At 72.4% G+C, this 26,310-nt stretch carries 21 protein-coding genes; 10 read left to right on the top strand and 11 right to left on the bottom strand.

Annotated features, from left to right (window positions below; translation table 11 throughout):
- Positions 1-13: 13 nt before the first annotated feature.
- The 7 genes from ACIO5E_RS00590 to hrcA form a co-directional block, all read right to left on the bottom strand.
- Positions 14-1,150, bottom strand: coding sequence for a PhoH family protein (locus tag ACIO5E_RS00590; RefSeq protein ID WP_400661823.1), 1,137 nt, complete (start codon positions 1,148-1,150; stop codon positions 14-16).
- Between the two features lie 177 nt (positions 1,151-1,327).
- Entirely contained in the window at positions 1,328-2,251 is a 924-nt protein-coding gene (locus tag ACIO5E_RS00585; RefSeq protein WP_280677005.1) for a ribonuclease Z, read from the bottom strand.
- A 7-nt stretch (positions 2,252-2,258) separates the two neighbouring features.
- Complete coding sequence (locus tag ACIO5E_RS00580) at positions 2,259-2,612, bottom strand: histidine triad nucleotide-binding protein (protein WP_400661820.1); 354 nt, start codon at positions 2,610-2,612, stop codon at positions 2,259-2,261.
- Positions 2,613-2,800: 188 nt separating this feature from the next.
- On the bottom strand, positions 2,801-6,064 hold the full coding sequence (locus ACIO5E_RS00575) for a PDZ domain-containing protein (protein ID WP_400661817.1): 3,264 nt from the start codon (positions 6,062-6,064) through the stop codon (positions 2,801-2,803).
- Positions 6,065-6,136: 72 nt separating this feature from the next.
- Positions 6,137-6,886 carry a 16S rRNA (uracil(1498)-N(3))-methyltransferase gene (locus ACIO5E_RS00570; protein ID WP_400661814.1) on the bottom strand — a complete coding sequence of 250 codons (750 nt, stop codon included), beginning with the start codon at positions 6,884-6,886 and terminating at the stop codon, positions 6,137-6,139.
- Positions 6,887-6,967: 81 nt separating this feature from the next.
- Entirely contained in the window at positions 6,968-8,107 is a 1,140-nt protein-coding gene (dnaJ, locus tag ACIO5E_RS00565) for a molecular chaperone DnaJ (RefSeq protein WP_400661811.1), read from the bottom strand.
- A gap of 77 nt (positions 8,108-8,184) precedes the next feature.
- Positions 8,185-9,219, bottom strand: coding sequence for a heat-inducible transcriptional repressor HrcA (gene hrcA, locus ACIO5E_RS00560; protein ID WP_280677015.1), 1,035 nt, complete (start codon positions 9,217-9,219; stop codon positions 8,185-8,187).
- A 262-nt stretch (positions 9,220-9,481) separates the two neighbouring features.
- Here hrcA and htpX point away from each other — a divergent pair, with 262 nt between their 5' ends.
- Genes htpX through ACIO5E_RS00545 form a run of 3 tightly spaced genes read left to right on the top strand, consistent with a single transcriptional unit; the run spans position 9,482 to position 11,918 of the window.
- On the top strand, positions 9,482-10,402 hold the full coding sequence (htpX, locus tag ACIO5E_RS00555) for a zinc metalloprotease HtpX (RefSeq protein ID WP_280677017.1): 921 nt from the start codon (positions 9,482-9,484) through the stop codon (positions 10,400-10,402).
- 57 nt (positions 10,403-10,459) lie between these two features.
- Complete coding sequence (locus ACIO5E_RS00550) at positions 10,460-11,044, top strand: hypothetical protein (RefSeq protein WP_400661808.1); 585 nt, start codon at positions 10,460-10,462, stop codon at positions 11,042-11,044.
- Positions 11,045-11,090: 46 nt separating this feature from the next.
- Positions 11,091-11,918 (top strand): DUF3097 domain-containing protein, encoded by an 828-nt coding sequence (locus ACIO5E_RS00545; protein ID WP_400661806.1) that lies wholly within the window; start codon positions 11,091-11,093, stop codon positions 11,916-11,918.
- A gap of 3 nt (positions 11,919-11,921) precedes the next feature.
- Here the strand turns inward: ACIO5E_RS00545 and ACIO5E_RS00540 are convergent, their stop codons facing one another.
- From ACIO5E_RS00540 to ACIO5E_RS00530, 3 genes are read right to left on the bottom strand one after another with little or no spacing between them, the layout of a single operon-like run.
- Positions 11,922-12,476, bottom strand: coding sequence for a Uma2 family endonuclease (locus ACIO5E_RS00540; protein WP_400661803.1), 555 nt, complete (start codon positions 12,474-12,476; stop codon positions 11,922-11,924).
- Positions 12,477-12,517: 41 nt separating this feature from the next.
- Positions 12,518-13,747: a radical SAM family heme chaperone HemW gene (gene hemW / locus ACIO5E_RS00535; protein WP_400661801.1), complete on the bottom strand. Its 1,230-nt coding sequence runs from the start codon at positions 13,745-13,747 to the stop codon at positions 12,518-12,520.
- Between the two features lie 58 nt (positions 13,748-13,805).
- Positions 13,806-15,731: an AMP-dependent synthetase/ligase gene (locus ACIO5E_RS00530; protein ID WP_400661798.1), complete on the bottom strand. Its 1,926-nt coding sequence runs from the start codon at positions 15,729-15,731 to the stop codon at positions 13,806-13,808.
- Between the two features lie 357 nt (positions 15,732-16,088).
- Here ACIO5E_RS00530 and ACIO5E_RS00525 point away from each other — a divergent pair, with 357 nt between their 5' ends.
- The 4 genes from ACIO5E_RS00525 (at position 16,089) to ACIO5E_RS00510 (ending at position 22,186) form a co-directional block, all read left to right on the top strand.
- Positions 16,089-17,822, top strand: coding sequence for an ABC transporter ATP-binding protein (locus ACIO5E_RS00525; protein WP_400661795.1), 1,734 nt, complete (start codon positions 16,089-16,091; stop codon positions 17,820-17,822).
- Positions 17,823-17,953: 131 nt separating this feature from the next.
- The gene (locus tag ACIO5E_RS00520; protein ID WP_400663364.1) at positions 17,954-19,852 is read left to right on the top strand and encodes an ABC transporter ATP-binding protein; all 1,899 of its coding nucleotides are present in this window, start codon (positions 17,954-17,956) and stop codon (positions 19,850-19,852) included.
- 130 nt (positions 19,853-19,982) lie between these two features.
- Positions 19,983-20,924: an RNA polymerase sigma factor SigJ gene (sigJ, locus tag ACIO5E_RS00515; RefSeq protein WP_400661792.1), complete on the top strand. Its 942-nt coding sequence runs from the start codon at positions 19,983-19,985 to the stop codon at positions 20,922-20,924.
- 173 nt (positions 20,925-21,097) lie between these two features.
- Positions 21,098-22,186, top strand: a complete 1,089-nt coding sequence (locus ACIO5E_RS00510; protein WP_400661789.1) for an NAD(P)/FAD-dependent oxidoreductase — start codon at positions 21,098-21,100, stop codon at positions 22,184-22,186.
- Between the two features lie 63 nt (positions 22,187-22,249).
- Here ACIO5E_RS00510 and lepA read toward each other — a convergent pair whose 3' ends face one another.
- Positions 22,250-24,118 (bottom strand): translation elongation factor 4, encoded by a 1,869-nt coding sequence (gene lepA, locus ACIO5E_RS00505; protein WP_280677034.1) that lies wholly within the window; start codon positions 24,116-24,118, stop codon positions 22,250-22,252.
- Positions 24,119-24,392: 274 nt separating this feature from the next.
- On the opposite strand from lepA, the gene ACIO5E_RS00500 reads away from it, so the two are divergent.
- The 3 genes from ACIO5E_RS00500 to ACIO5E_RS00490 all read left to right on the top strand — a co-directional run bounded on the left by ACIO5E_RS00500 (position 24,393) and on the right by ACIO5E_RS00490 (position 26,294).
- Positions 24,393-24,698, top strand: coding sequence for an antibiotic biosynthesis monooxygenase (locus ACIO5E_RS00500; RefSeq protein ID WP_280677036.1), 306 nt, complete (start codon positions 24,393-24,395; stop codon positions 24,696-24,698).
- Between the two features lie 204 nt (positions 24,699-24,902).
- Positions 24,903-25,172 carry a 30S ribosomal protein S20 gene (gene rpsT / locus ACIO5E_RS00495; RefSeq protein ID WP_270147017.1) on the top strand — a complete coding sequence of 90 codons (270 nt, stop codon included), beginning with the start codon at positions 24,903-24,905 and terminating at the stop codon, positions 25,170-25,172.
- Between the two features lie 444 nt (positions 25,173-25,616).
- Positions 25,617-26,294: a hypothetical protein gene (locus tag ACIO5E_RS00490; RefSeq protein WP_400661784.1), complete on the top strand. Its 678-nt coding sequence runs from the start codon at positions 25,617-25,619 to the stop codon at positions 26,292-26,294.
- Positions 26,295-26,310 lie beyond the last annotated feature (16 nt).

Below are 26,310 nucleotides of genomic sequence, written 5' to 3'. Positions count from 1 at the left end.
ACGGGCTGGTTACTCAGCTTTCGGTGCGATGGGACTGTCGGGGTGCGCGGGCCGCGGTCGTCTTGCCGCCGCGCCGCTGGGCCGGCTTGCGGGCGGCCTGCGGAGTGGTCTCCTCGGCCTCCTGCTGGGCGTCCCAGCGCTCGTACGCGTCCACGATCCGGCCGACCAGCTTGTGGCGGACCACGTCGGTGCTGGTGAGGACGGAGAAGTGGATGTCGGGCACGTCGGCCAGGATCTCCTGGACGACCTTGAGGCCGCTGCGGGTGCCGCTCGGGAGGTCGATCTGGGTGGTGTCACCCGTGACGACCACCCGGGAGTTGAACCCGAGGCGGGTGAGGAACATCTTGATCTGCTCGGGCGAGGTGTTCTGGGCCTCGTCCAGGATGATGAAGGCGTCGTTGAGGGTGCGGCCGCGCATGTACGCGAGCGGCGCGACCTCGATGGTGCCGGCCGCCATCAGGCGCGGGATGGAGTCCGGGTCCATCATGTCGTGCAGCGCGTCGTAGAGCGGGCGCAGGTACGGGTCGATCTTCTCGTAGAGGGTGCCGGGCAGGAAGCCCAGCCGCTCCCCGGCCTCGACCGCCGGGCGGGTCAGGATGATCCGGTTGACCTCCTTGGCCTGCAGGGCCTGGACGGCCTTGGCCATCGCGAGGTAGGTCTTGCCGGTGCCGGCCGGGCCGAGGCCGAAGGTGATGGTGTGCTTGTCGATCGCGTCGACGTAGCGCTGCTGGTTGAGCGTCTTGGGGCGGATCGTGCGGCCCCGGTTGGACAGGATGTTCGCGGTGAACACCTGGGACGGCGCCGGGCTGTCCGGGTCCTCCACGGCGCTCCGGAGCATGGCGATGGAGCGCTCCACGGAGTCCTCCGTCAGGGGTTGGCCGGTGCGCAGCACCAGCATCATCTCGGTGAAGAGCCGCTGCACGAGGGCGACCTCGGCGCGCGCTCCGGTGGCGGTCACCTCGTTGCCGCGGACGTGGATGTCGGCGGCGGGGAAGCCCTGCTCGATCACGCGCAGCAGCGAGTCCGCCGTGCCGAGGAGGGTGACCATCGGGTGCTTCTCGGGGATGACGATCCGGGCGCTGACGCGGCCGTCGTCGGCCGGCTCGGGGCGTGACCGGCCGTTCGTACGGGTCTGCGATGTGTCACTCATAGGTCGGCGCTGGGGCCTGCCTCATCCCATCCGTGGTGTCGTGTGCCGATCGGTCTCTCCGGGGCACCAGGGTACGCCGCGCACGTGATCGCCGCGGCGGGCGGCGGGGCCGCACCCGACGATGCTGCGGCAGATCGGGGGACGGCGCGAGCCCTTTTCACGGGGTGCGCACCGGGTTCACGGCTGGCGCCGGGCGGGGACGGGCACCCGGGCGAGGTCCTCGGCGAGCACCAGCTCCCCGTCGAAGTGCTTGCGGGCGTCGGCCAGGTGCTGGCCGAGGTCCGGGTAGCGCTGGGAGAAGTGGGTCAGCACCAGGGTGCGCACCCCGGCCTCGGCGGCGGCCTTGGCGGCCTGCCCGGCGGTGAGGTGGCCGTGGTCCTCGGCGAGGCGGACGTCGGCGTCGGTGAAGGTCGACTCGACGACCAGCAGGTCGGCGCCCTCGGCGAGTTCGTGCACGCCGTCGCAGAGCCGGGTGTCCATCACGAAGGCGAACCGCTGGCCCGGCCGGGGCTCGCTGACCTCCTCCAGGGTGACCCGCCGGCCGTCCGCCTCGATCGCGCCCTCGTGCTGCAGCCGGCCGACCGCGGGGCCGAAGACGCCGAGCGCGGCGAGCCGTTCGGGCACCAGGCGGCGGCCGTCGGGCTCGGACAGCCGGTAGCCGAAGGACTCCACGGGGTGGGAGAGTCGCACGGCGTCCAGCGCGAAGCGGGCGCCGGGCGCGGGCAGCGGGCCCGGCTCGTCGATCGGCCGGGGCCGCAGCACGGCCGTCTCGTGGTACGCGGTGGCGTTCCGCAGCCGCTCGAAGTAGACCTCGCCGGAGGCCGGGAAGTAGACGTCCACCGGGTGCGGGACGCGGTCCAGGTTGATCCGCTGGATCACCCCGGCGAGGCCCAGGCAGTGGTCGCCGTGGAAGTGCGTCACGGCGATCCTGGTGATCTGGGTGGCCGAGACCCCGGCGTGCAGCATCTGCCGCTGAGTACCCTCGCCGGGGTCGAACAGCAGGCCCTCGCCGTCCCAGCGGAGCAGGTAGCCGTTGTGGTTGCGGTGCCGGGTGGGCACCTGGCTGGCGGTGCCGAGGACGACGAGTTCGCGCTGTGACACGTCGGGTTCAGACCATGCTCTCGGTCATCGGCTTGCCGCCGAGCACGTGGACGTGGGCGTGGAAGATCGTCTGACCGGCGCCGGCGCCGGTGTTGAAGATCAGCCGGTAGTCCTCCAGACCCTCGTCCTTGGCCACCGCGCCCGCCTCGGCGAGGAGTTCACCGGCGATCTCCGGCTCCGCGGCGGCCAGCGCGGCGGCGTTCGGGTAGTGGACGTGCGGGATGACCAGGACGTGCACCGGGGCCTTGGGGGCGATGTCGCGGAAGGCGAGGATGCGCTCGGTCTTGCGCACCACGGTTGCCGGGATCTCGCCCGCCACGATCTTGCAGAACAGGCAGTCGGGCTGCGGCTCGCCGGCCATCGGCTTCTCCTCGGGTTGTGTCGTGGGCCGTACGGCGGCAGCCTAGCCGAGCCGCCCGACCGCCTGCTGATACTCCGGCAGCTGCTCGCGGCCGACCGGGCGCGTCCCGACCACGGCCCGCATCCCGCTTGCCGCCCGGAGTGGGACGTCGGCCCGCCCGGCCTCCCGCTCCGGGCCCGATCCCCGGCCTACTCCCCGGCCTGCTCCCCGGTCTGCTCCCCGGGCACCGGCGGGGCCGTCCGGGACGGGGTCCCGGCGAGCGCGGCGAGGGCGATCCGGACGCCCTCGGCCAGCTGCGGGTCCTCCCCCGCCGCCCACTGGTGCGGGGCGAACGGCACCTCGACGTCCGGGTCGACGCCGTGGTTCTCCACGCCCCAGCCGTAGTTCTCCACCCAGAACGCGTACTTGGGCTGGGTCACCAGGGTGCCGTCGACCAGCCGGTACTGGCTGTCGATGCCGATCACCCCGCCCCAGGTGCGGGTGCCGACCACCGGGCCCAGCCCCAGCGCCTGGATGGCGGCGTTGACGATGTCGCCGTCCGAGCCGGAGAACTCGTTGGCGAGCGCGACGAGCGGCCCGCGCGGGGCGTCACCGGGGTAGGGCATCGGGCTGGCGACGTCGCGGGCGACGCCCCAGCCGATGATCCGGCGGGCCAGCTTCTCGATCACCAGCTGCGAGGTGTGGCCGCCGCGGTTCTCCCGGATGTCGACGACCACGCCCTCCTTGGCCATCTCCGAGCGCAGGTCGCGGTGGATCTGGGCCCAGCCGGTGGTCTGCATGTCGGGGATGTGCAGGTAGCCGAGCCGCCCGGCGGACAGCTCGCGCACGGCGGCCCGCCGCCCGGCCACCCAGTCGTGGTAGCGCAGCGGCTCCTCGTCGGCGAGCGGGACGACCACCGGGTGGCGCTGGTCGGTGCCGTCCTTGCCGGCCACGGTCAGCTCGACCGGCTGCCCGGCGGTGCCGGCCAGCAGCGGCGCCGGGCCGGTGACCGGGTCCACCGGGCGGCCGTTGACGGCCAGGACCGCGTCGCCCGGGCGGATCGCGACGCCGGGCGCGGCCAGCGGCGAGCGGGCCCGGGGGTCGGAGGACTCGCCGGGCAGGATCCGGGCGATCCGCCACCGGTCGCCGTCCTTGGCAAGGTCGGCGCCGAGCAGGCCCTGGCGCCGGGCGGGCTCGGTGTGCAGGCCGTACGGCAGCACGTAGGCGTGCGAGGTGCCGAGTTCGCCGTGCACCTCCCAGAGCAGGTCGACCAGGTCGTCGTGCGAGCCGACCCGCTCCACCAGCGGCCGGTAGCGGTCCAGGACGCCCTCCCAGTCGACGCCGCCGAGGTCGGCGCGCCAGAAGTTGTCCCGCATCAGGCGGCCGTTCTCGGCGTACATCTGGCGCCACTCGGCGGCCGGGTCGACGGTGACCCGCAGCCGGGCCAGGTCGACGGTCACCTCGTCGTCCTCGCCGCTCGCCTTGTGGTCGGCGGGGACGATCCGCAGCTCGCCCTCGTCCAGCACCGCCACCCGGGCGCCGTCCCCGCTGACCGCGAACTCGTCGACGCCCTGCACGAGTTGCTCGACGCGACGCTTCTTCAGGTCGTACCGCTCCAGTGCCGGCCGGGGCCGCTCCTCGTCCAGCGAGGCCGCCTCGTCGCCGAGTTCGCCGAGCAGCGGGGCCCTGGTCCACAGAACGCCGTCCTTGGCGGCCCGCAGCGAGTCGAAGCGGCCGCCCTCGACCGGGAACGGCACGATCCGGTCGACGATGCCGTCCAGGTCGACCCTGGTCACCGGCGGGGCGTCGGCGGCGGCCTCCTCGCCGTCCGCCTTCTTGCCGCGCGGCTCGTCCTCCTCCCCGCCGAGCGGGCGCCCGGCCCGCTGCGGCCCGAACGGGGACGGCGTGTCGGCGGCCAGCGTGATCAGGTACGGGCGGCAGCCGTTCGGGAACGACAGGTCGAAGACGTGCGCGTCGTAGACCGGGTCGAAGTTGCGCACCGACAGGAACGCCAGGTACCGGCCGTCCGCGGTGAAGGCCGGCGAGGTGTCGATGAAGCGCTGCTGGGTGACCTCGCCGACCGTCCGGGTGGCCAGGTTGGCCAGCACGATCTGGCGCAGCGAGAAGGGGCCCAGGCCCTCCACCGGGCTCGACCACGCCAGCCAGGCCGAGTCCGGGCTGAAGGCCAGCCCGCTGACCTCGCCGTCGGCGCTGCGGGCCAGCTCGTGCACGGTGCCGTCGGCGAGCGCGACCAGCAGCACCCGGCCGTCGTGCACGCCGAGCGCCGCCTGCTTGCCGTCCGGGGACACCACCAGGGAGTTGACCCGACCGAGCCGGCCGGCCGCCAGCCGGCGGCGCTCGGCGCCCTGCACGGCGGGCGCGAACTCCAGGGCGTCCTCGCCCTCGGCGTCGGACACCCAGAGCACGCCCTGGGCGCCGTCGTCGCCCGGCACCACCCGGGCGAGGCGCCCGCGCACACCCGGCGTCTCGTCCAGCACCCGGGCCGGGCCCTCGCGGTGGGTCAGCCAGTGCACCCCGCCGCGCACCACCACCGCGCTCGCCCGGCCGGTGCGGTCGGGGGCGACGGACTCCAGCCAGTGCGCGGCGTACACCGGGCGGGGCCGGCGGCCGCTGCGCGGGCCGGCCAGCCGGACGTCCAGCCGGCGCGGCTCGACGCCCTGCGCCAGGCTCTCCAGCAGCCACAGGTCGCCGGCCCGGTGGAAGACCACCCGGGTGCCGTCGGTGGTGGCGTTGCGGGCGTAGAAGCCCTCCGGGCAGGTGGTGTGGCGGCGCAGGTCGGAACCGTCCGGGAGGCTGGAGTACAGCTCGCCGACGCCCTCGTGGTCGGACAGGAAGGCGATCCGGTCCCCCACCCACAGCGGCGAGGAGAGCTGGCCGGCCAGGTCCTCGTGCACCCGCGCGAACTCGTCCCGGCCGATCCACAGCTTGCCCGCCCGGCCGCCCCGGTAGCGCTTCCACCAGGCCGGCTCGCGGTTGTTGACGGTGCCCAGCAGCACCCCGGCGCCCTGCGGCTCGAAGGCGAGCCCGCCGACCGGTCCGTACGGCAGCCGCACCGGCTCGCCGCCGTCCAGCGGCACCGCGTGCGCCCAGGTGCGGCGCAGGGTGGCCTCGCCGGCGGTGGTGGTGGCGATCGGGCGGCCGTCGGCCGTCCAGCCCTGCAGCTGGGTCTGGTCGCTGCCCCAGTGGGTGAGCCGGCGGGACGGGCCGCCGTCCACCGGCACCACGTGCACCTCGGGCGAGCCGTCCCGGGCGGAGGTGAAGGCGATGTGCCGCCCGTCCGGGGCGAACCGGGGGTGGTGGACCGGCAGGTGATCGGCCGTCAGCCGCCAGGCCCGGCCGCCGTCCAGCGGGGCCAGCCAGACGTCGTTCTCGGCGACGAAGGTGACCAGGTCGCCGTGCAGATGGGGGTGGCGCAGATAGGCGCCCGCGGAGGTGCTCAGGGGTTCCGTCACGCGGTCAGCGTAGGCACCCACGCGCACCGCGCGGGCCGATTTTCGCGGACTCCCGCCCCCGGGCGGAGCCCGCTACGACCAGCGGCCGGTACGGCCCAGCAGCAGCGCGCCGGCGGCCACCCCGGCGGTGGAGGTGCGCAGCACCGACGGGCCCAGCCGGTACGGCTTCGCGCCCGCCTCGGCGAAGGCGGCCAGCTCCTCCGGGGAGACACCGCCCTCCGGGCCGACCACCAGCACCACGTCCCCGGCCTCGGGCAGCGCGGCCCGCGCCAGCGGCTCGGCGCCCTCCTCGTGCAGCACGGCGGCGAACGCCGCCCCCGCCAGGACCGGCGCCAGCTGCCGGGTGGTCGCCGGCTCGCGCACCTCGGGGAAGCGCAGCCGGCGGGACTGCTTGCCGGCCTCCCGGGCGGTGGCCCGCCACTTGGCGAGCGCCTTGGCCCCCCGGTCGCCCTTCCACTGCGTGATGCAGCGCGAGGCGGCCCACGGGATCACCACGTCCACGCCGACCTCGGTCATGGTCTCCACCGCGAGCTCGCCGCGGTCTCCCTTGGGCAGCGCCTGGACGACGACGATCCGCGGCGCCGGCTCGGGCTCCCGGCGCACGGCCGCCACCGTGACGTCGACCGCGTCCTTGCCGAGCACCTCGGCGACCGTCCCGTCCACCCCGAGGCCCAGCCCGTCGGCCAGGGTCACCGCCTCGCCCGCGGTCAGCCGCTTCACCGCGGCCGCGTGCCGCCCCTCCGGCCCGTCGAGGCGCACCACGGCGCCGGGTGCGGCGGCGGCGATCCGCTCGGTCTCGACGACGAAGACGGGGGCGGTCATGCGGGGAACCTCCGGTGGTGGGGGCGGATCGGGAACGCGAAAGGGGTGCCGGGCAGAACCCCGGCACCCCCACGCGGACGGCTACCGGCCGTTGAACGCGTCCTTCAGGCGCGAGAACAGGCCCTGTTGGCCCGGCGCGAACTGGCCGGACGGCCGCTCCTCGCCGCGCAGCACCGCGAGCCGGCGCAGCAGCTCCTCCTGCTCGGCGTCGAGCTTGCCGGGCGTCTGCACCTCGACATGCACTATCAGGTCGCCCCGGCCGCCCCCGCGCAGGTGGGTGATGCCCCGGCCGTGCAGCGGGATCGACTGGCCGGACTGGGTGCCGGGCCGGATGTCGACCTCCTCCAGCCCGTCCAGGGTCTGCAGCGGCACCTGGGTGCCGAGGGCCGCGGCCGTCATCGGGATGGTGACGGTGCAGTGCAGGTCGTCCCCGCGCCGCTGGAAGACGGTGTGGGTGGTCTCGGCGATCTCGACGTACAGGTCGCCGGCCGGGCCGCCGCCGGGGCCGACCTCGCCCTCGCCGGCCAGCTGGATCCGGGTGCCGTTGTCGACACCGGCCGGGATCTTGACGGTCAGGGTGCGGCGGGCCCGGACCCGGCCGTCGCCGGCGCACTCCGGGCACGGGGTCGGCACGACGGTGCCGAAGCCCTGGCACTGCGGGCAGGGGCGGGAGGTCATGACCTGGCCCAGGAAGGACCGGGTGACCTGGGAGACCTCGCCCTTGCCGCGGCACATGTCACAGGTCTGCGCGGAGGTGCCGGGGGCCGCGCCCTCGCCGCTGCAGGTGGTGCAGGTGACGGCCGTGTCGACCTGGAGTTCCTTGGTGGTGCCGAAGGCGGCCTCCTCCAGGGTGATCTCCAGCCGGATCATGGCGTCCTGGCCGCGGCGGGTGCGCGAGCGCGGGCCGCGCTGGCCGGCCGCGGCGCCGAAGAAGGCGTCCATGATGTCGGAGAACCCGAAGCCCGCCGCGCCCGCGCCGAAGCCGCCCGCGCCCCCGCCGCCCGGCGAGAGCGGGTCACCGCCGAGGTCGTAGACCTGGCGCTTCTGCGGATCGGAGAGCACCTCGTAGGCGGCGTTGATCTCCTTGAACCGCTCCTGCGTCTTCGGGTCCGGGTTGACGTCCGGGTGCAGTTCGCGTGCCAGGCGCCGGAACGCCTTCTTGATCTCGTCCTGCCCCGCATCCCGTCGGACGCCGAGTACCGCGTAGTAGTCCGTGGCCACCAAATGCTCCGCTTGTTCCGCCTGTAGTAGTGCTGCGACTGGGATGTCGCCGTCAGATGACCAACGGCGACCGTTTGCTACGACTCGGCCAGGATCTGACCCACGTACCGCGCCACCGCTCGCACCGCCCCCATTGTGCCCGGATAGTCCATCCGGGTCGGACCGATCACACCCAGTTTGGCCACGCTCTCGTCGCCCGAACCGTAACCGACCGAGACCACCGAGGTGGAATTCAGCCCCTCGTAGGCGATCTCCCGCCCGATCCGGACCGTCATCGCGGCGTCCGCGGTCTCACCCAGGAGGCGGAGCAGGACGACCTGCTCCTCCAGTGCCTCCAGCACCGGCTGGATGGTGAGCGGGAAGTCGTGCCCGAAGCGGGTCAGGTTGGCCGTGCCGGCCAGCATGATCCGCTCCTCGTTCTGTTCGGCGAGCGCCTCGAACAGCGTCGCCAGGACGGTGCTGACGGTCGGCCGGTCCGGCTGCTCGAAACCCGCCGGGAGCTCCTCCAGGAAGCCCGGCACGTCCGGCAGCCGCTGGCCGACGGCCCGCGCGTTGATCCGGGCCCGCAGGTCCGCCAGGACCGTCTCGCCGACCGGGCCCGGGCAGTCCACCATCCGCTGCTCGACCCGGCCGGTGTTGGTGATCAGGACCAGCATCACCTTGGTCGGGGCCAGCGCGACCAGCTCGATGTGCCGGACGGTGGAGCGCGACAGCGAGGGGTACTGCACCACCGCGACCTGCCGGGTGAGCTGGGCGAGCAGCCGCACCGTCCGGGCGACCACGTCGTCCAGGTCGACGGCGCCGTCCAGGAAGTGCCGGATCGCCCGGCGCTCGGGGGCGCTCATCGGCTTGACCTCGGCGAGCTTGTCGACGAACAGGCGGTACCCCTTGTCGGTGGGGATGCGCCCGGCGCTGGTGTGCGGCTGGTGGATGTAGCCCTCCTCCTCCAGCGCCGCCATGTCGTTGCGGACGGTGGCCGGGGAGACCCCGAGGTTGTGCCGCTCCACCAGGGCCTTGGAGCCGACCGGCTCCTCGGTCCCCACGTAGTCCTGGACGATCGCGCGGAGCACGGCCAGCTTGCGGTCGTCGAGCTGGCGAACCTCACCGGCCATGGGGCACACACCTCCGTCTTCGCGCGTTGTCCGTTTGTGTCGCACATGCTGCTGCCCGTTCCGGGACACCCCGGTTCCGGGACCCGCCTTGGCACTCGTCATACCCGAGTGCCAAAACCGTACCTGCCAGTGTAAGGCCCGGGCCCAACGGCAGGAACGGCCCGGCCGGAGTGATCCTGCCCGCAGTTCCCGGCGCGGGGGTGGTGCCGCGGGGCCGTCCGGGTGGCAGCATCGGAAGCGACGGCGAATGGAGGAGCAAGCAATGTCGAGCTCGGGCCAGCACACCCGTTTCGCGCCCGACCGCGGCCTGACCGGCCGCATGGTCGTGACGATGTTCGTGATCGGGCTGCTGTACGTCGGCTTCACCGGCCTGCTGATCGTGCTGCTGCGCGGCGCCTGGCCACTGATCGTCCTGATCTCCGGCGGGCTGTTCGTGGCCCAGTTCTGGTTCAGCGACAAGATCACCGAACGGGCGATGGGCGCCCACCAGGTGACCCCTGAGCAGTACCCGCAACTGCACGGCACCGTCGACCGGCTCTGCGCGCTGGCGGACATGCCCAAGCCCCGGGTGGCGGTCGCCGACAACGACATGCCGAACGCCTTCGCCACCGGCCGCAACCCGCAGAACGCCGTGGTGTGCGTCACCACCGGCCTGCTGCGCCGGCTGGAACCCGAGGAGCTGGAGGGCGTCCTCGCCCACGAACTGTCCCACGTCGCCCACCGGGACGTCGCGGTGATGACCATCGCCGGCTTCCTCGGTGTCCTCGCCGGGGCCATGACCCGGATCGCCATGTACGGCGGGTTCATGGGCGGCGGCCGCAACAACAACGACCAGAACGCGGCGATCGCCGCCCTGGTCATCCCGCTGGTGTCGATGGTCGTCTACGCCATCAGCTTCCTGCTCACCCGGCTGCTCTCCCGCTACCGGGAACTCGCCGCCGACCGCTCCGCCGCCCAGCTCACCGGCCGGCCCAGCGCCCTCGCCTCCGCGCTCACCAAGGTCACCGGGCAGATCGCCGCCATCCCCAGCAAGGACCTGCGCCAGGCGCAGCCCTACAACGCCTTCTACTTCGCCCCCGCGCTGAGCGCCCGGGAGACCGCCGCCCAGCTGTTCTCCACCCACCCGACGCTGGAGAAGCGTCTGGAGCAGCTGGCGAAGATCTCCGAGCAGCTCGGCCGCTGACGCCCCCCTCCACCCGGCTCCGCCCGACTCCGCCCGCACCCTCCCGAAAGGACCGCCGTGGGAATCCTGGACGCCCTGTTCGGGCGCACCAAGCCCGTCAAGCCCGACCTCGACCAGCTGTTCGGCGTACCGTCCGCCGCCCTCACCCTGGAGGCCGGGGCCGGGTTCACCCCCACCGGCCTCGGCTCGGTCTGCTTCGCCGCCGTCGAGGGCGCGGCCTTCGGACAGGTCGAGCAGCAGGTGCGGGCGCTGCTGGACGCCGACACCGAGCGCGGCGGCGTCCCGGTGGAGGCCTCCAAGGACGGCTACGGCTACTCCTGGCTGCTCGCCCGGCACACCCCCGAGGAGCTGCCGGAGCTGGTGAACGACCTGCACGCGGTCAACAGCGAGCTGGAGGCGAACGGCTTCGGGCCCCAGCTGCTCTGCTCGCTGGTCGCCTTCCGCAACGGGCAGGGACAGTCGCTGGCGCTGGTCTACCTCTACAAGCGCGGCACCTTCTACCCCTTCGCCCCGATGCCCGGCGGCGGGGAGCGGCGCAACAGCCCGCTGGAGTTGCAGGTCAACGCGCTGCTGGGGAACGACCTGCGGCTGGAGAGGGACCTCAGCCGCTGGTTCCCGGTCTGGGGCGCGCCGGGCCTGTGACGGGCCGTCCGATCCTCGGGCGCTGGCGCTGCCTATAGTCACCTGCATGCACAGCCGCCAGTACGGACCCGACCTGACCCCGCCGTGGAAGCGGCAGCAGCCCGCCCCGGAGGTGCCCGCCGAGCGGGACCTGGTGGTGGAGGAGGCGGCAACCGGCTTCTGCGGCGCGGTGGTGCGGTGCGAGCGGACCGCCGAGGGGTTCACCGTCACCCTGGAGGACCGTTTCGGCAAGCACCGGGTGTTCCCGCTGGTGCCGCGCGGCTTCCTGCTGGAGGGCCGGGTGGTCACCCTGGTGCGCCCGACCGGCCCGGCCCCCTCGCGGGCGCCCGGCCGCACCGCCTCCGGCTCGATCGCCGTCCCCGGCGCCCGGGCCCGGGTCGCCCGCGAGTCGCGGATCTACGTCGAGGGCCGGCACGACGCCGAGCTGGTCGAACGGGTCTGGGGCGACGACCTGCGGATCGAGGGCGTGGTCGTCGAGTACCTGGAGGGCGTGGACGACCTGCCCGCGATCGTCGCCGACTTCGCCCCCGGCCCGGGCCGCCGCCTCGGCGTCCTGGTCGACCACCTGCTCCCCGGCACCAAGGAGCACCGCATCGCCGCCCAGGTCACCGGCGACGCCGTCCTGGTCGTCGGCCACCCCTACATCGACATCTGGCAGGCCGTGAAGCCCTCCTCCGTCGGCATCCCCGCCTGGCCCGCCGTCCCCCGCGGCGAGGAGTGGAAGGAGGGCGTCTGCCGCCGCCTCGGCTGGCCGGTGAACACCCCCGCCGCCTGGAAGCGGATCCTCTCCAAGGTTGACACCTACAAGGACCTGGAGCCGGAACTCCTGGGCCGTGTCGAGGAGTTGATCGACTTCGTGACGCTCCCGGAGTGACCGTCAGAGCGTTCCGAACTCACCCGTGTCGAGCGTCACGCCCAGGACGTCGACCCGGATGGGGTCACCGAACTTAAAGGGCTGCCCGACCTCGTAGTCCGGGACGCCCGAAGCGGTAGCGGTGTCGGGTTCGGTGAGCAGCAGACACTCGCCCTTGAACGGGTCGACGATCAGATAGGTGTTGATCGTCCCGCCCGCGTACATCTCCCGCTTGACGTGGTAGTCGCGGTAGGCGCTGGTCTTCGACACCACCTCCACGACCATGGTCACCGCCGGCGCCGGAACCAACCGTCCGGGGGCTTCCACCACGCCCCGCTCGATCACCACCAGATCGGGCTGCGGCTCGCTGGCCTCGTGAGCGAAGGCCAGGTCCTGGGTCTGCAATCGATGCCAGCGAGCCCGCGGGACCTGATCCACGATGCACTCGATGATGAGGTTGTGGACCAGGTCCGGCCCGGCCATCATCACGATTTCCCCCCTGATGAGCTCGGCCTTGACGCCTTCCGGCACCTCCAGGTTCTCGAAGATCCCGGTCATCCGATCATCGATGGCGGTCATCGCACGCTCCCTCCGACGGCTGACATCCACGCTAACGAATCTCAGTCCACCAGGTCACGTACGACCGCGTCGGCCAGCAGCCTGCCCTGGAGGGTGAGGGTGGCGCGGCCGGCGGCGTGGGTGTCGGGGTCGAGGAGGCCGTCGGCGAGGTGGCGGGCGGCGGCCTCCAGGCCGGTGTCGGTGAGGAGGGTGAGCGGGATGCCCTCGGCGAGGCGCAGTTCGAGCAGGATGCGCTCGACCCGGCGGTCCTCCTCGGCGAGGACCTCACGGCCCAGGGCCGGGGTGCGGCCTTCGGCGAGGGCCTGGGCGTAGGCGGCGGGGTGCTTGGCGTTCCACCAGCGGACGCCGCCGACGTGGCTGTGCGCGCCGGGGCCGGCGCCCCACCAGTCGGCGCCGGTCCAGTAGAGCTCGTTGTGGCGGCAGCGGCCCTCGGGGGTGGTGGCCCAGTTGGAGACCTCGTACCAGGAGTAGCCGGCGGCGCTGAGGGCCTGTTCGGCGATGAGGTAGCGGTCGGCGTGCACGTCGTCGTCGATCATCGGCAGTTCGCCGCGCTTGACCCGGGCGGCGAGCTTGGTGCCGTCCTCGACGATCAGGGAGTAGGCGGAGACGTGGTCGGGCCCGGCGCCGATGGCGGCGTCCAGGGAGGCCCGCCAGTCGTCGTCGGACTCGCCGGGGGTGCCGTAGATGAGGTCCAGGTTGACGTGGTCGAAGCCGGCGGCGCGGGCCTCGGCGACGCAGGCCTCGGGGCGGCCCGGGGTGTGGTGGCGATCGAGCAGCTGCAGGACGTGCGGGCGGGCGCTCTGCATGCCGAAGGAGACCCGGTTGTAACCGCCCTCGCGCAGTTCGGCCAGGTAGGCCGGGTCGACGGACTCCGGGTTGGCCTCGGTGGTGACCTCGGCGCCGTCGGCGAGCCCGAACTCCTCGCGCAGTGCGGCGAGCATCTTCACCAGGTCGCGGGCGGGCAGCAGGGTGGGGGTGCCGCCGCCGAGGAAGACGGTCTGCACCGGGAGGTCCACGGGGCCGAGGATCCTGCGGGCCAGCCGGATCTCGGCGACCACGTTGTCCGCGTAGGTCTCCTGGGAGGCGACGGCCCCGGAGGAGCGCAGCTCGGTGGCGGTGTAGGTGTTGAAGTCGCAGTAGCCGCAGCGGCTGGCGCAGTACGGCACGTGCAGGTAGAAGCCGAACGGCCGCTGCCCGAGACCGGTGCGGGCGTGCGCGGGCAGGGAACCGTCGGACGGCACCGGTTCGCCGTCGGGGAGTGCGGAGGGCATGACCCCATTGTCCCGTACGGCTCACCCGAACCGGTGAGCCGTACGGGGGCGGGGCGGCTCAGGCCTCGTTGGCGCCCGCGTACATCGCGGTGACGGCGTCCGCGTAGGTCCGCTCGACGACCGGGCGCTTGATCTTCAGGCTCGGGGTGAGCTCGCCGTGCTCGATGTCGAGATCGCGCGGCAGCAGGTGGAACTTCTTGATCGTCTGCCAGCGCTGCAGGTCGGCGTTGAGCCGCCGGACGAAGCCGTCGATCAGCTGGTGCACCTGCGGGTCGGCGACCACCTCGGCGTAGGACTTGCCGGCCAGGCCGTGCTCGGCGGCCCACGGCATGATGACCGCCTCGTCCAGGCCGATCAGCGCGGTGCAGAAGTTGCGGCCGTTGCCGATCACCAGGATGTTGCTGACGAACGGGCAGGCCGCCTTGAACTTGCCCTCGACCTCGCTGGGCGCGACGTACTTGCCGCCGGAGGTCTTGAACAGGTCCTTCTTGCGGTCGGTGATCCGCAGGAAGCCGTCGGGGCTGAGCTCGCCGATGTCCTCGGTGTGGAACCAGCCGTCGGCCTCCAGCACCTCGGCGGTCTTCTCCGGCAGGTCGTGGTAGCCGCGCATGACGCCGGGGCCGCGCAGCAGGATCTCGCCGTCCTCGGCGATCCGGACCTCGGTGCCGGGCAGCGCGCGGCCCACCGTGCCGATCCGGACGTCCTCCTCGCGGTTGACGCAGGAGCCGGCGCTGGTCTCGCTGAGGCCGTAGCCCTCCAGGATCGGCACGCCGGCGCCGAGGAAGAAGAAGCCGATCTCGGGGGCGAGCGCGGCGCTGCCGGAGACGGCGCCGCGCAGCCGACCGCCGAAGGCCGCGCGGATCTTGGCGTAGACCAGCCTGTCGGCCACGGTGTGCTGGAGCCGCAGGCCCAGCGGGGCGGTTCCGGTGCCGGTGGCGATCCGGCTCTCCTGGACGGCCCGGGCGTGCTCGCGGGCGACCTTGGCGGCCCAGCGGAAGATCTTGTACTTGGCGCCGCCCTCGGCCCGGGCCCGGCCGGCGATGCCGTTGTAGACCTTCTCGAAGATGCGCGGCGCCGAGGCCATGACGGTCGGCCGGATGGCCGGCAGGTTGTGGATGATCCGGTCGACCCGGCCGTCCACGGCCATCACGTGGCCGGTGGCGATCTGGCCGGAGATCAGCGTCTTGCCGAACACGTGCGACAGCGGCAGCCACATGAACTGGACGTCGTCGGAGCGCAGCAGCCCGCTGGCCTCCTGGGCCCGGCCCTCGTACGCCCAGCAGTCGTGCACCAGGCGCACGCCCTTGGGGCGGCCGGTGGTGCCGGAGGTGTAGATGAGGGTGGCCAGCTGCTCCTTGTCGAGCGCGGCGACCGCCTTCTCGACCGCGTCCGGGTGCTGCTCCAGGTACTCGGCGCCGCGCTGTTCCAGTTCGGCGAGGGTGAGCAGGGCGAGGCCCGCGGTCTCGGGGGCCGCGCTCTCGGGGGCGTCGAAGAGGATGACGGTCCGCAGTTCGGGCAGCTGCTCGATCTGGTCGACGGCCTTGGCGAGCTGGGCGGCGTTCTCCGCGAACAGCGCCCTGGAGCCGGAGTTGGAGAGGATGAAGGCGGTCTCGTCGGCGTTGGTGCTCGGGTAGACGGTCGTGGTGGCGGCGCCCGCGCACATGTTCCCGAGGTCGGCGATGATCCATTCGACGCGGGTGGAGGAGGCCAGCGCGACCCGGTCCTCCGGCTGGATGCCGAGCGCCATCAGGCCGGCGGCCACCGCCTTGACCCGGGCCGCCGTCTGCGCCCAGGTGAGCGAGCGCCACTGCTCGGCGCCGGGGGCGCCGTCCGCGGCGTGCTCGTCGACCGGGGCCGGGTAGCGGTAGGCCTCGGCGTTCGGGGTCGCGGCGACCCGCTCCAGGAACAGGTGGGCGACGGAGGCGGGACGCCCGGCGACGATGTCGGCACTGCCGGAGCCGATCAGGGACTGCGCGGAACTCAACGAGGACCTCCGGGGGCGGGTGGCCGTCTGAGGGATTGTCGCGGCGCCCGTGGGGGCGGTCGCCGGGCCCCCGGGTAACCCGGACGGTACCGGCGAGTAACAAGGGGGCAATCAGCAGCCTAGGGGGAAACCGGTCATTCCGTAAGAGGGCACGGACCGTCGGCACGCCGCCACGGCGCCGGTGCCCGTTCGACGACCCCGCCAGGACCCCGGGTGAACCGCGCAACCGGGCCCGCCGGGCGATTGGGCAAAGGACTGGACAAACCTCCGGTTCACACCCTGGGAATCGTCTGTACGAGTGCACCAAAGAACGAGAATTGGGATGCGAATCCAGCCGCCGACGACAAGAGTGTGCAAGTGCTGATCAGACTGCTCCGGGCGTACCTGCGCCCATACTCCCGACCGATCGCCCTGCTCGTGGTGCTCCAACTGGTGTCCACCCTCGCGGCGCTCTACCTGCCGACGCTCAACGCCGACATCATCGACGACGGTGTGGTCAAGGGCGATACCGGCTACATCCTGCGTGCCGGCGGGGTGATGATCGGTGTCACCCTGATCCAGGCGCTGTGCTCGATCGGCGCCGTCTACTACGGCGCCCACACCGCGATGGCCTTCGGCCGGGACGTCCGCGCCGCCGTCTTCGACCGCGTGCAGAGCTTCTCCGCCCGCGAGGTCGGCCAGTTCGGCGCCCCCTCGCTGATCACCCGCACCACCAACGACGTGCAACAGGTCCAGATGCTGGCCCTGATGAGCTTCACGCTCATGGTGGCCGCGCCGATCATGTGCGTCGGCGGCATCATCATGGCGCTCAACCAGGACGTGCCGCTGTCCGGGCTGCTGCTCGCCGTCATCCCGCTGCTCGGCACCGTCGTCCTCCTGCTGGTCCGCTCGCTGCGCCCCAAGTTCCGCAGCATGCAGACCCGGATCGACACGGTGAACCGGATCCTGCGCGAGCAGATCACCGGTATCCGGGTCATCCGCGCCTTCGTCAAGGACGACCACGAGCGGACCCGCTTCGCCGGCGCCAACGGGGACCTCACCAACGTCGCCCTCCAGGTCGGCCGGCTGATGTCGTTCATGTTCCCGGCCGTGATGCTGGTCGTGAACGTCTCCAGCGTCGCCGTGCTCTGGTTCGGCGCCCACCGGATCGACAGCGGCGCCATGCAGATCGGCGCGCTCACCGCCTTCCTCTCCTACCTGATGCAGATCCTGATGAGCGTCATGATGGCCACCTTCATGTTCATGATGGTGCCGCGCGCCGAGGTCTGCGCCGAGCGCATCGACGAGGTCCTCGGCACCTCCTCCAGCGTCGTCCCGCCCGCCACGCCGATCACCGAGGTGCTGCGGCGCGGCAACCTGGAGCTGCGCGACGTCGACTTCCGCTACCCCGGCGCCGAGGCCTCGGTGCTGCGCGGCATCGACATCACCGCCCGCCCCGGCGAGACCACCGCCGTCATCGGCTCCACCGGCAGCGGCAAGTCCACCCTGCTCGGGCTCGTACCCCGGCTCTTCGACGCCACCTCCGGCCAGGTCCTGCTCGACGGCGTCGACGTGCGCGAACTCGCCCCCGAGGCGATCGCCGAGAGCGTCGGACTCGTCCCGCAGAAGCCGTACCTGTTCTCCGGCACCGTCGCCAGCAACCTGCGCTACGGCCGGCCCGACGCCACCGACGAGGAGCTCTGGCACGCCCTGGAGATCGCCCAGGCCAAGGACTTCGTCGAGAAGCTGCCCGAGGGCCTGGACGCCCCGATCGCCCAGGGCGGCGGCAACGTCTCCGGCGGCCAGCGCCAGCGCCTGGCCATCGCCCGGGCCCTCGTCCGCAAGCCCGACGTCTACCTGTTCGACGACTCCTTCTCGGCGCTCGACTACGCCACCGACGCCAGGCTGCGCAAGGCCCTCTCCCGCGAGACCGCCGACGCCACCGTGCTGATCGTCGCCCAGCGCGTCTCCACGATCCGCGACGCCGACCGGATCATCGTCCTCGACGAGGGCGCGGTCGTCGGCACCGGCACCCACCGCGAACTGATGGCCGACAACCCGACGTACCGGGAGATCGTGCTCTCCCAGCTCACCGAGCAGGAGGCGGCGTGACCACCCCCGGCAAGTCCGACACGGACGACAAGCCCGACACGGACGACCAGCCCGCGGCCCCCGCCGCCGAACTGCCCACCGACTCCCAGGCCGCCGCCGCCCGCCGCGGCCCCGCCGGACCGGGCCGCTTCATGGGCGGCCAGGGCACCGAGAAGTCCATGGACTTCAAGGGCTCCGGCAAGCGCCTGCTCGGCCTGCTGCGCCCCGAACGCTCGCTGCTCTCGGGTGTGTTGGCCCTCGGCGTGCTCAGCATCGGCTGCGCCGTCACCGGCCCCAAGGTGCTCGGCAACGCCACCGACCTGATCTTCGCCGGCGTCGTCGGCGCCCGTTTCGAGCCCGGCGTCTCCAAGGCGCAGGTCGTCGAGGGGCTGCGCGCCCACCGCGAGGGAGGCGTCGCCGACCTGCTCTCCGCGGTGAGCTTCACCCCCGGCCAGGGCATGGACTTCGGCGCCATCGGCACCGTCCTGCTCTGGGTACTGGCCATCTACGTCGCCTCCGCCCTGTTCGGCATCGTCCAGGGCCGGCTGGCCACCGCGGCGATCCAGCGGGCCGGCTACCGGCTGCGCCAGGACGTCGAGGCCAAACTCGCCCGGCTGCCGCTCAGTTACTTCGACAAGCAGCCGCGCGGTGAGGTGCTCAGCCGGGTCACCAACGACATCGACAACATCAGCCAGTCCATGCAGCAGACCCTGGGACAGGTCGTCAACTCGCTGCTCACCGTGGTCGGCGTGCTGGCGATGATGTTCTGGATCTCCCCGCTGCTCGCCGTGATCGCCCTGGTGTCGGTGCCGCTGTCGGTGGTCGTCGCCGCCAAGGTCGGCAAGCGGGCGCAGCCGCAGTTCGTCCAGCAGTGGAAGTCCACCGGCCAACTCAACGCGCACATCGAGGAGATGTACACCGGCCACAGCCTGGTCAAGGTGTTCGGCCGCCACCGCGAGTCCGCCGAGACCTTCCGCGAGCACAACGAGGCGCTGTTCGCCTCCAGCTTCCGGGCGCAGTTCATCTCCGGGATCATCCAGCCCGCGATGATGCTGATCGGCAACCTGCAGTACGTGCTGGTCGCGGTCGTCGGTGGCCTGCGGGTGGCCAGCGGCTCGCTGTCCATCGGCGACGTGCAGGCGTTCATCCAGTACTCGCGGCAGTTCAGCCAGCCGCTCACCCAGGTCGCCAGCATGGCCAACCTGGTGCAGTCCGGGGTCGCCTCCGCCGAGCGCGTCTTCGAGCTGCTGGACGCCCCCGAGCAGAGCCCCGAACCGGCCGTGTCCGAGCGGCCCGACACCGTCCACGGCCGGGTCTCCTTCCAGGACGTGTCCTTCCGCTACGACCCCGACAAGCCGCTGATCGAGGACCTCTCGCTCAAGGTCGAGCCCGGCCAGACCGTCGCCATCGTCGGCCCCACCGGCGCCGGCAAGACCACCCTGGTCAACCTGCTGATGCGGTTCTACGAGGTCAGCTCCGGGCGGATCACCCTCGACGGGGTCGACGTCGCCGCGATGTCCCGCGAGGACCTGCGCTCCGGCATCGGCATGGTGCTCCAGGACACCTGGCTGTTCGGCGGCAGCATCGCCGACAACATCGCCTACGGCGCCCAGGGAGCCACCCGCGAGCAGGTGATCGAGGCGGCGAAGGCCGCGCACGTCGACCGCTTCGTGCGCACCCTGCCGGACGGCTACGACACCGTCATCGACGACGAGGGCACCGGCGTCAGCGCCGGCGAGAAGCAGCTGATCACCATCGCCCGGGCGTTCCTCGCCCAACCCTCGATCCTCGTCCTGGACGAGGCGACCAGCTCCGTCGACACCCGCACCGAGGTGCTGATCCAGCGGGCCATGGCGCGGCTGCGCACCGGCCGCACCAGCTTCGTGATCGCGCACCGCCTCTCCACCATCCGGGACGCCGACGTGATCCTGGTGATGGAGAACGGCTCGATCGTCGAGCAGGGCTCGCACGACGAGTTGATCGCCGCCGAGGGCGCCTACGCCCGGCTGTACCAGGCGCAGTTCGCGGAGGCCGTGGCCGAGGTGGACTGACCCGCTGCGCGAGGGTGCGCGGGGCCGGGGCGGGAGTCTTCCGCCCCGGCCCCGCGCGTTCTGCCCCCTCGCGCCCGGTACGTCGCGCTCCGCTCTTCGGGTCGATGGCGGCCTTCGCTACCGTAGGCCCGTGACCTCCGCGCCCGCAGCCGCCGACGGCCAGGAACCGGACGCCTTCGAGGCGAACCGGCGTTACCTGGGCTCCGTCGCGTACCGGCTGCTCGGATCGTTCACCGACGCCGAGGACGTCCTCCAGGACGCCTGGCTGCGCTGGCAGGCTGCCGACCACGACGCCGTCGCCGACCCGCGCGCCTTCCTCACCACGGTCGTCACCCGGCTCTGCTACGACCAGCTGGGCTCGGCCCGGGCCCGCCGCGAGGCCTACTACGGCGAATGGCTGCCCGAGCCGTCCGTCTCCTACGCGGACGCCGCCGACTCCCCCGCCGAGCTGGCCGAACGCGGCGAGTCCGTCTCGCTCGCCCTGCTGACCGTCCTGGAGCAGCTCACGCCGGCCGAGCGGGCCGCCTTCGTGCTGCACGACGTCTTCGCGGTCGGCTTCGACGAGATCGCCGACTCCCTCGACCGCACTCCCGACGCCGCCCGCCAGCTGGCTTCCCGGGCCCGCCGCCGGGTCCGCGACGGCGACGGGCGGCGCGGCGGGCGGTCAACCGGCGGGCGGTCCGGCGCCGACCCGGCCGAGCACCGCCAGGCGGTCGAGGCCTTCGTCGCCGCCAGCACCCGGGGCGACATCCTCGCCCTGATGGAGATCCTCGACCCGGACGTGGTCTGGCACGCCGACGGCGGCGGCATCGTCCGCGCCGCCGCCCGCCCCGTCCTCGGCGCCTGGAACGTCGCCCGGCTGGTGTCCGGGCTGGTCACGAAGTGGTTCACCCCCGAGTTCGGGCTCGGCTCCGCGCTGGTCAACGGCGAGCCCGGGCTGGTCTGGTACGAGAAGGCCACGGGCACCGTCGGCGGCGTGGTGGCCCTCACCGTCGCCGACGGGCGGATCACCGAGGCCTTCGTGGTGGTCAACCCGGAGAAGCTCGGCCACCTCGGCCCGATGGAGCCGTGAGCCCGACCGGGCCGTGAACACCATCGGACCGTGAACACGATCGGGTTGCGAACACGATCGGGTTGCGAACACGATCGGGTTGTGACGCGGGTCACCGTCACACTCCGGCCGACCGCGTCGTCCCCCTCCCGAACAGCGCTCCACGAGAGCGCACTCCCGAGGAGGCGGACGAGATGAGCAACAGCACCGACACCAGCACCGAGCAGCGGATCGTCGTCCTGGGCGCCGGCTACGCCGGACTCAGCGCGGCCAAGGGCGCCGGACGGCACCGCCCCGTCACCCTGGTCGCACCCGAGGCGCGACTCCTGCACCGTGTCCGCCAGCACGAGACGGCTGCCGGTCACGGACGCGACTGGCCGGCCATCGGCGAGCTGGCGCGCGGCCGCCGGATCGAGCACCGGCGGGCCAGGGCCGTCGAACTCGACCTGGCCGGGCGCAAGGTTCTGCTCGACGACGGCACCTCCCTCGGCTACGACACCCTGGTCAACGCCCTCGGCAGCCGCACCGCCTGGCACGACGTCCCCGGCGCCGCCGAGCACGCCTACCCGGCGGAGCGGGCCGCCGAACTGCACCGCCGGCTGCACGAGGCCGACCGCCCCGGCACGCTGGCCGTGGTCGGCGGCGGCGCCACCGGCATCGAGCTGGCCACCGAACTCGCCGAGGCCCACCCCCGGTGGCGGGTACGGATCGTCGCGGCCGGCCAGGTCGGCGGGTGGTTCTCGGCCCGGGCCCGCACCCACATCCGGCAGGTCATGGACCGACTCGGCGTCACCGTCCACGAGGACGCCACCGTCGCCGAGGTCACCCCCGCCGGGCTGCGCACCACCGCCGGCCCGATCGACGCCGACGTCACCGTCTGGGCCGCCTCGATGGAGCCGCACCCGCTGGCCGCCGAGGCCGGACTGGCCGTCGACGACCGCGGCCGGGCCCTGGTCGACGACCTCCTCCGCTCCGTCTCCCACCCGGACGTCCACGTGATCGGCGACGCCGCCGCGGTGACCGTCCCCGGCACCGGCACCCTGAGGATGGGCTGCGCCACCGCCCTGCCGCAGGGCCAGTACCTCGGCAAGCTGCTCGACGGGCGCACCGCGAAGCCGTTCACGTACAGGTACGTCGTGCAGTGCCTGAGCCTCGGCCGGCGGGACGGGCTGCTCCAACTCGTCCACGGGGACGACTCGATGCGGCCCACCGTGCTCACCGGCACGGCGGGGCGGCTGGCCAAGGCGGCGATCGTCACCGGGGTGCTCAGCACGCTGAAATAGCCCCCCCCCCGGGCATGCGGAAGGGCCCGGACGGACGACGCCCGGGCCCTTCCGTTCAGACCGCTACTTCTTGTCCTTCGGCGCCTCGGCGTCGGTGGACAGCGCGGCGATGAAGGCCTCCTGCGGGACCTCCACGCGGCCGACCATCTTCATCCGCTTCTTGCCTTCCTTCTGCTTCTCCAGCAGCTTGCGCTTACGCGAGATGTCACCGCCGTAGCACTTGGCGAGGACGTCCTTGCGGATCGCGCGGACCGTCTCACGGGCGATCACCCGGGAACCGATGGCCGCCTGGATCGGCACCTCGAACTGCTGGCGCGGGATCAGCTTCTGCAGCTTGCCCGCCATCATCACGCCGTAGCCGTAGGCCTTGTCCTTGTGCACGATCGCGGAGAAGGCGTCCACCGCGTCGCCGTGCAGCAGGATGTCGACCTTCACCAGCTGGGCGCTCTGCTCGCCGATGGGCTCGTAGTCGAGCGAGGCGTAGCCGCGGGTCTTGGACTTCAGCTGGTCGAAGAAGTCGAAGACGATCTCGGCGAGCGGCAGGGTGTAGCGCAGCTCGACGCGGTCCTCGGAGAGGTAGTCCATGCCCTGCAGGTTGCCGCGGCGGGACTGGCAGAGCTCCATGATCGCGCCGACGAACTCGTTGGGCGCCAGGATGGTGCCGCGCACGACCGGCTCGTACACCTCGGCGATCTTGCCGGTCGGGAACTCGCTCGGGTTGGTGACGGTGTGCTCGGTGCCGTCCTCCATGATCACCCGGTAGACCACGTTCGGGGCGGTGGAGATCAGGTCGAGGTTGAACTCGCGCTCCAGGCGCTCCCGGATGATCTCCAGGTGCAGCAGGCCGAGGAAGCCGCAGCGGTAGCCGAAGCCGAGCGCGACCGAGGTCTCCGGCTCGTACACCAGCGCGGCGTCGTTGAGCCGCAGCTTGTCCAGGGCGTCGCGCAGCAGCGGGTAGTCCGAGCCGTCCAGCGGGTACAGGCCGGAGAACACCATCGGGCGCGGGTCCTTGTAGCCGCCGAGCGCCTCGGTCGCACCCTTGTGCATCGAGGTGATGGTGTCACCGACCTTGGACTGCCGGACGTCCTTCACACCGGTGATGATGTAGCCCACCTCGCCGACGCCGAGGCCGTCGGCGACCTTCGGCTCGGGCGAGATGACGCCGATCTCCAGCAGCTCGTGGGTGGCGCCGGTGGACATCATGGCGATCCGCTCGCGCTTGGTGAGCTGGCCGTCCACGACACGCACGTAGGTGACCACGCCGCGGTAGGAGTCGTACACCGAGTCGAAGATCATCGCGCGGGCCGGGGCGTCCTTGACGCCGACCGGGGCCGGGATGGTGTTGACGATGTGGTCCAGCAGGGCCTCGACGCCCAGACCGGTCTTGGCGCTGACCTGGAGCACGTCCGAGGGGTCGCAGCCGATGATGTGCGCGATCTCCGCGGCGTACTTCTCCGGCTGGGCGGCCGGCAGGTCGATCTTGTTGAGCACCGGAACGATCGTGAGGTCGTTCTCCAGCGCCAGGTACAGGTTGGCGAGGGTCTGCGCCTCGATGCCCTGGGCCGCGTCGACCACCAGGATGGTGCCCTCGCAGGCCGCGAGGGAGCGGGACACCTCGTACGTGAAGTCCACGTGGCCGGGGGTGTCGATCATGTTGAGGATGTGCGTCGTCCCGGCGTCCGGCCCGGTCTTCGGCGCCCACGGGAGCCGGACCGCCTGCGACTTGATGGTGATGCCGCGCTCGCGCTCGATGTCCATGCGGTCGAGGTACTGGGCACGCATCTGCCGCGGGTCGACGACGCCGGTGATCTGCAGCATCCGGTCTGCGAGCGTCGACTTGCCGTGGTCGATGTGGGCGATGATGCAGAAGTTGCGGATCAGCGCCGGGTCGGTACGGCTGGGCTCTGGCACATTGCTGGGGGTCGCGGGCACCTTGGTCCGATTCTCCGTTGGTCCGGGGCCGGGGGTGTCCTGGTCATCGCTGACCGGTTTCCCGGGGACCGGACAGTCTCGTCCGATCGAAATAGTTCCTCCCATCTTCCCACGACCACGAACCGGACTGCGTTCGGTCCGTCGTTCGGCCCCCGGTTCGGTTGGCGAGGCGGATCGCGGCCCGGTCCCGCGGCCCGGTCCCGCGGCCCGGTCCCGCGGTCCGGTCCCACCCAGGGCTTCTCCCGCTCCGAGCCGGGCGGCAGGATGGCTCCCCATGATCCTGGAAAGCGCCCTGCTCGACGTCCTGCCCGGCCAGGAGGACGAGTTCCTCGCCGCCTTCGCCGAGGCCCGCCCACTGATCGCCGTCCAGCGCGGCTTCCGCTCCCTGGAACTGCGGCGCTGCCTCGACGAGGGGCGCGGCTCGCGGTTCCTCCTCCAGGTGGAGTGGGAGACGCTCGCGGACCACACCGAGGGGTTCCGCGGCTCGGCCGAGTACCAGCAGTGGCGGGACCTGCTGCACCGGTACTACCAGCCGTTCCCGGAGGTCGAGCACTACGGGGAGCCGGTGCTCAGGGCGTAGCCGGGCGCTGCGGGGCCGGTGCGGCGGGGTCGGGCGGGCGGTTCGGGCGCATCGGCCGATCCGGGAGCGTCGGCCGGTTTGGGACGGGTGGCGGGCCCCTGGTAGCGTGGGCTGCTGCACCTGGCCTCGGCATGCCCTCTCAGCACGACCGGCGGCCGCGCGGTGCAGCCCGTTCAATCCTTTAGACAAGACTGAGGCTCCTTCGTGGCGAACATCAAGTCCCAGATCAAGCGCAACAAGACCAACGAGAAGGCGCGCCTGCGCAACAAGGCCGTCAAGTCCTCGCTGAAGACCGCTCTGCGCAAGGCCCGTGAGGCCGCTGCCGCCGGCGAGACCGAGAAGGCCACCGTGCTGGCCCGCGCCGCTTCCAAGGCGCTGGACAAGGCCGTGAGCAAGGGCGTCATCCACGCCAACCAGGCCGCCAACAAGAAGTCGGCCATCACCAAGCGCGTCAACGCGGCCGCCCAGGCCTGACGCCCCGGGGGCCACGGCCCCCACCACCTCGGGACGGACCCGGCCCTCTACCCGGACTCCTGAGGTGCGCGAGACTCGCACCGTACGCGGCCTGCGTTCGCCACGCGGGTGCGGTGCACGAAGCAGTACGACAGGCGCCGTAGTCGGCCTCTTCCCCAGAGGCCCACTGCGGCGCCTGTCGCGTTCCGCGGTCCGACGCTATGGTCGGTCACGCGCGATCGAGGTGCGGGGAGCACCTCGGCGCCGGGCCCGAGGGGGAGCTCCATGACGACGCCACCACCGTCACCACCACCGCAGCCGCAGCCGCAGCCGGTGGCGCCGAACGGGCCGGGCTACGGCTTTCCGCAGCAGGCGCCGGGGGCAGGAGCGTCGGGAGCGCCGGGAGTGCCGGTCCAGGGCTTCGGGCCGCCGCCCGGGCTGCCCACCGCACCGGGGATGCCTCCCGTGCCGGCAGGCGGTGGAGCGCGACGGTCCGGCGGCAACCTGCGCCGCAATGCCGTCTGGGCCTTCGTCGGCGCGCTGCTCGCCTCGGCCGGCTGGGCGACCGCCGTGCTCGTCGTACCCGACCTGGTCAGCACCGACGCCTCGCCACGGCCCCTGGGCGCCTACCGCCTCTCGGACGACTTCTGCACCACGGGAAGGCCCTCCTCGCTCCTCCGGCTGTACAGCGTCTCCGACTCCAGCGCGCCGACCCACCACAGCGACCGGCACCCGGCGCTGGACAGCATGAACTGCTCGATGTCGCTCAAGCGCAGCGGCGCCGGCACTTCCGACAGCGAGTACGCCTCCGCCTACCTGCGCGCCGACCTGCACAAGGCGGTCAACCCCGCACCCGAGTTCGCGGCCGCCAAGGAGGTCTACCGGGCGCGCGACTACCAGGTCACCGACGTGCCGGGGCTCGGCGAGGAGGCGTACTTCCTCTACAAGGACGACCCGGGCGCCTCGGACAAGACCTGGCACAGCGTCAGCGCCGAACTCGACGTCCGCGACGGCGGGATGACGTACTACATCTCCTGGTCCGCCAGCTACACCGAGGGAAAGACCAAGGTGCCGTCCAAGGAGGAGCTCCGCACGGCCCTGCAGTCCGACGGCTGGGACGCCGTCCGCGCGATGCGCAAGTAGTCCGGTAGCAGGAGCC

The organism is Kitasatospora sp. NPDC087314, assembly GCF_044744365.1.
Lineage (GTDB): Bacteria > Actinomycetota > Actinomycetes > Streptomycetales > Streptomycetaceae > Kitasatospora.
This window is presented reverse-complemented; position numbering and strand designations above follow the sequence as displayed.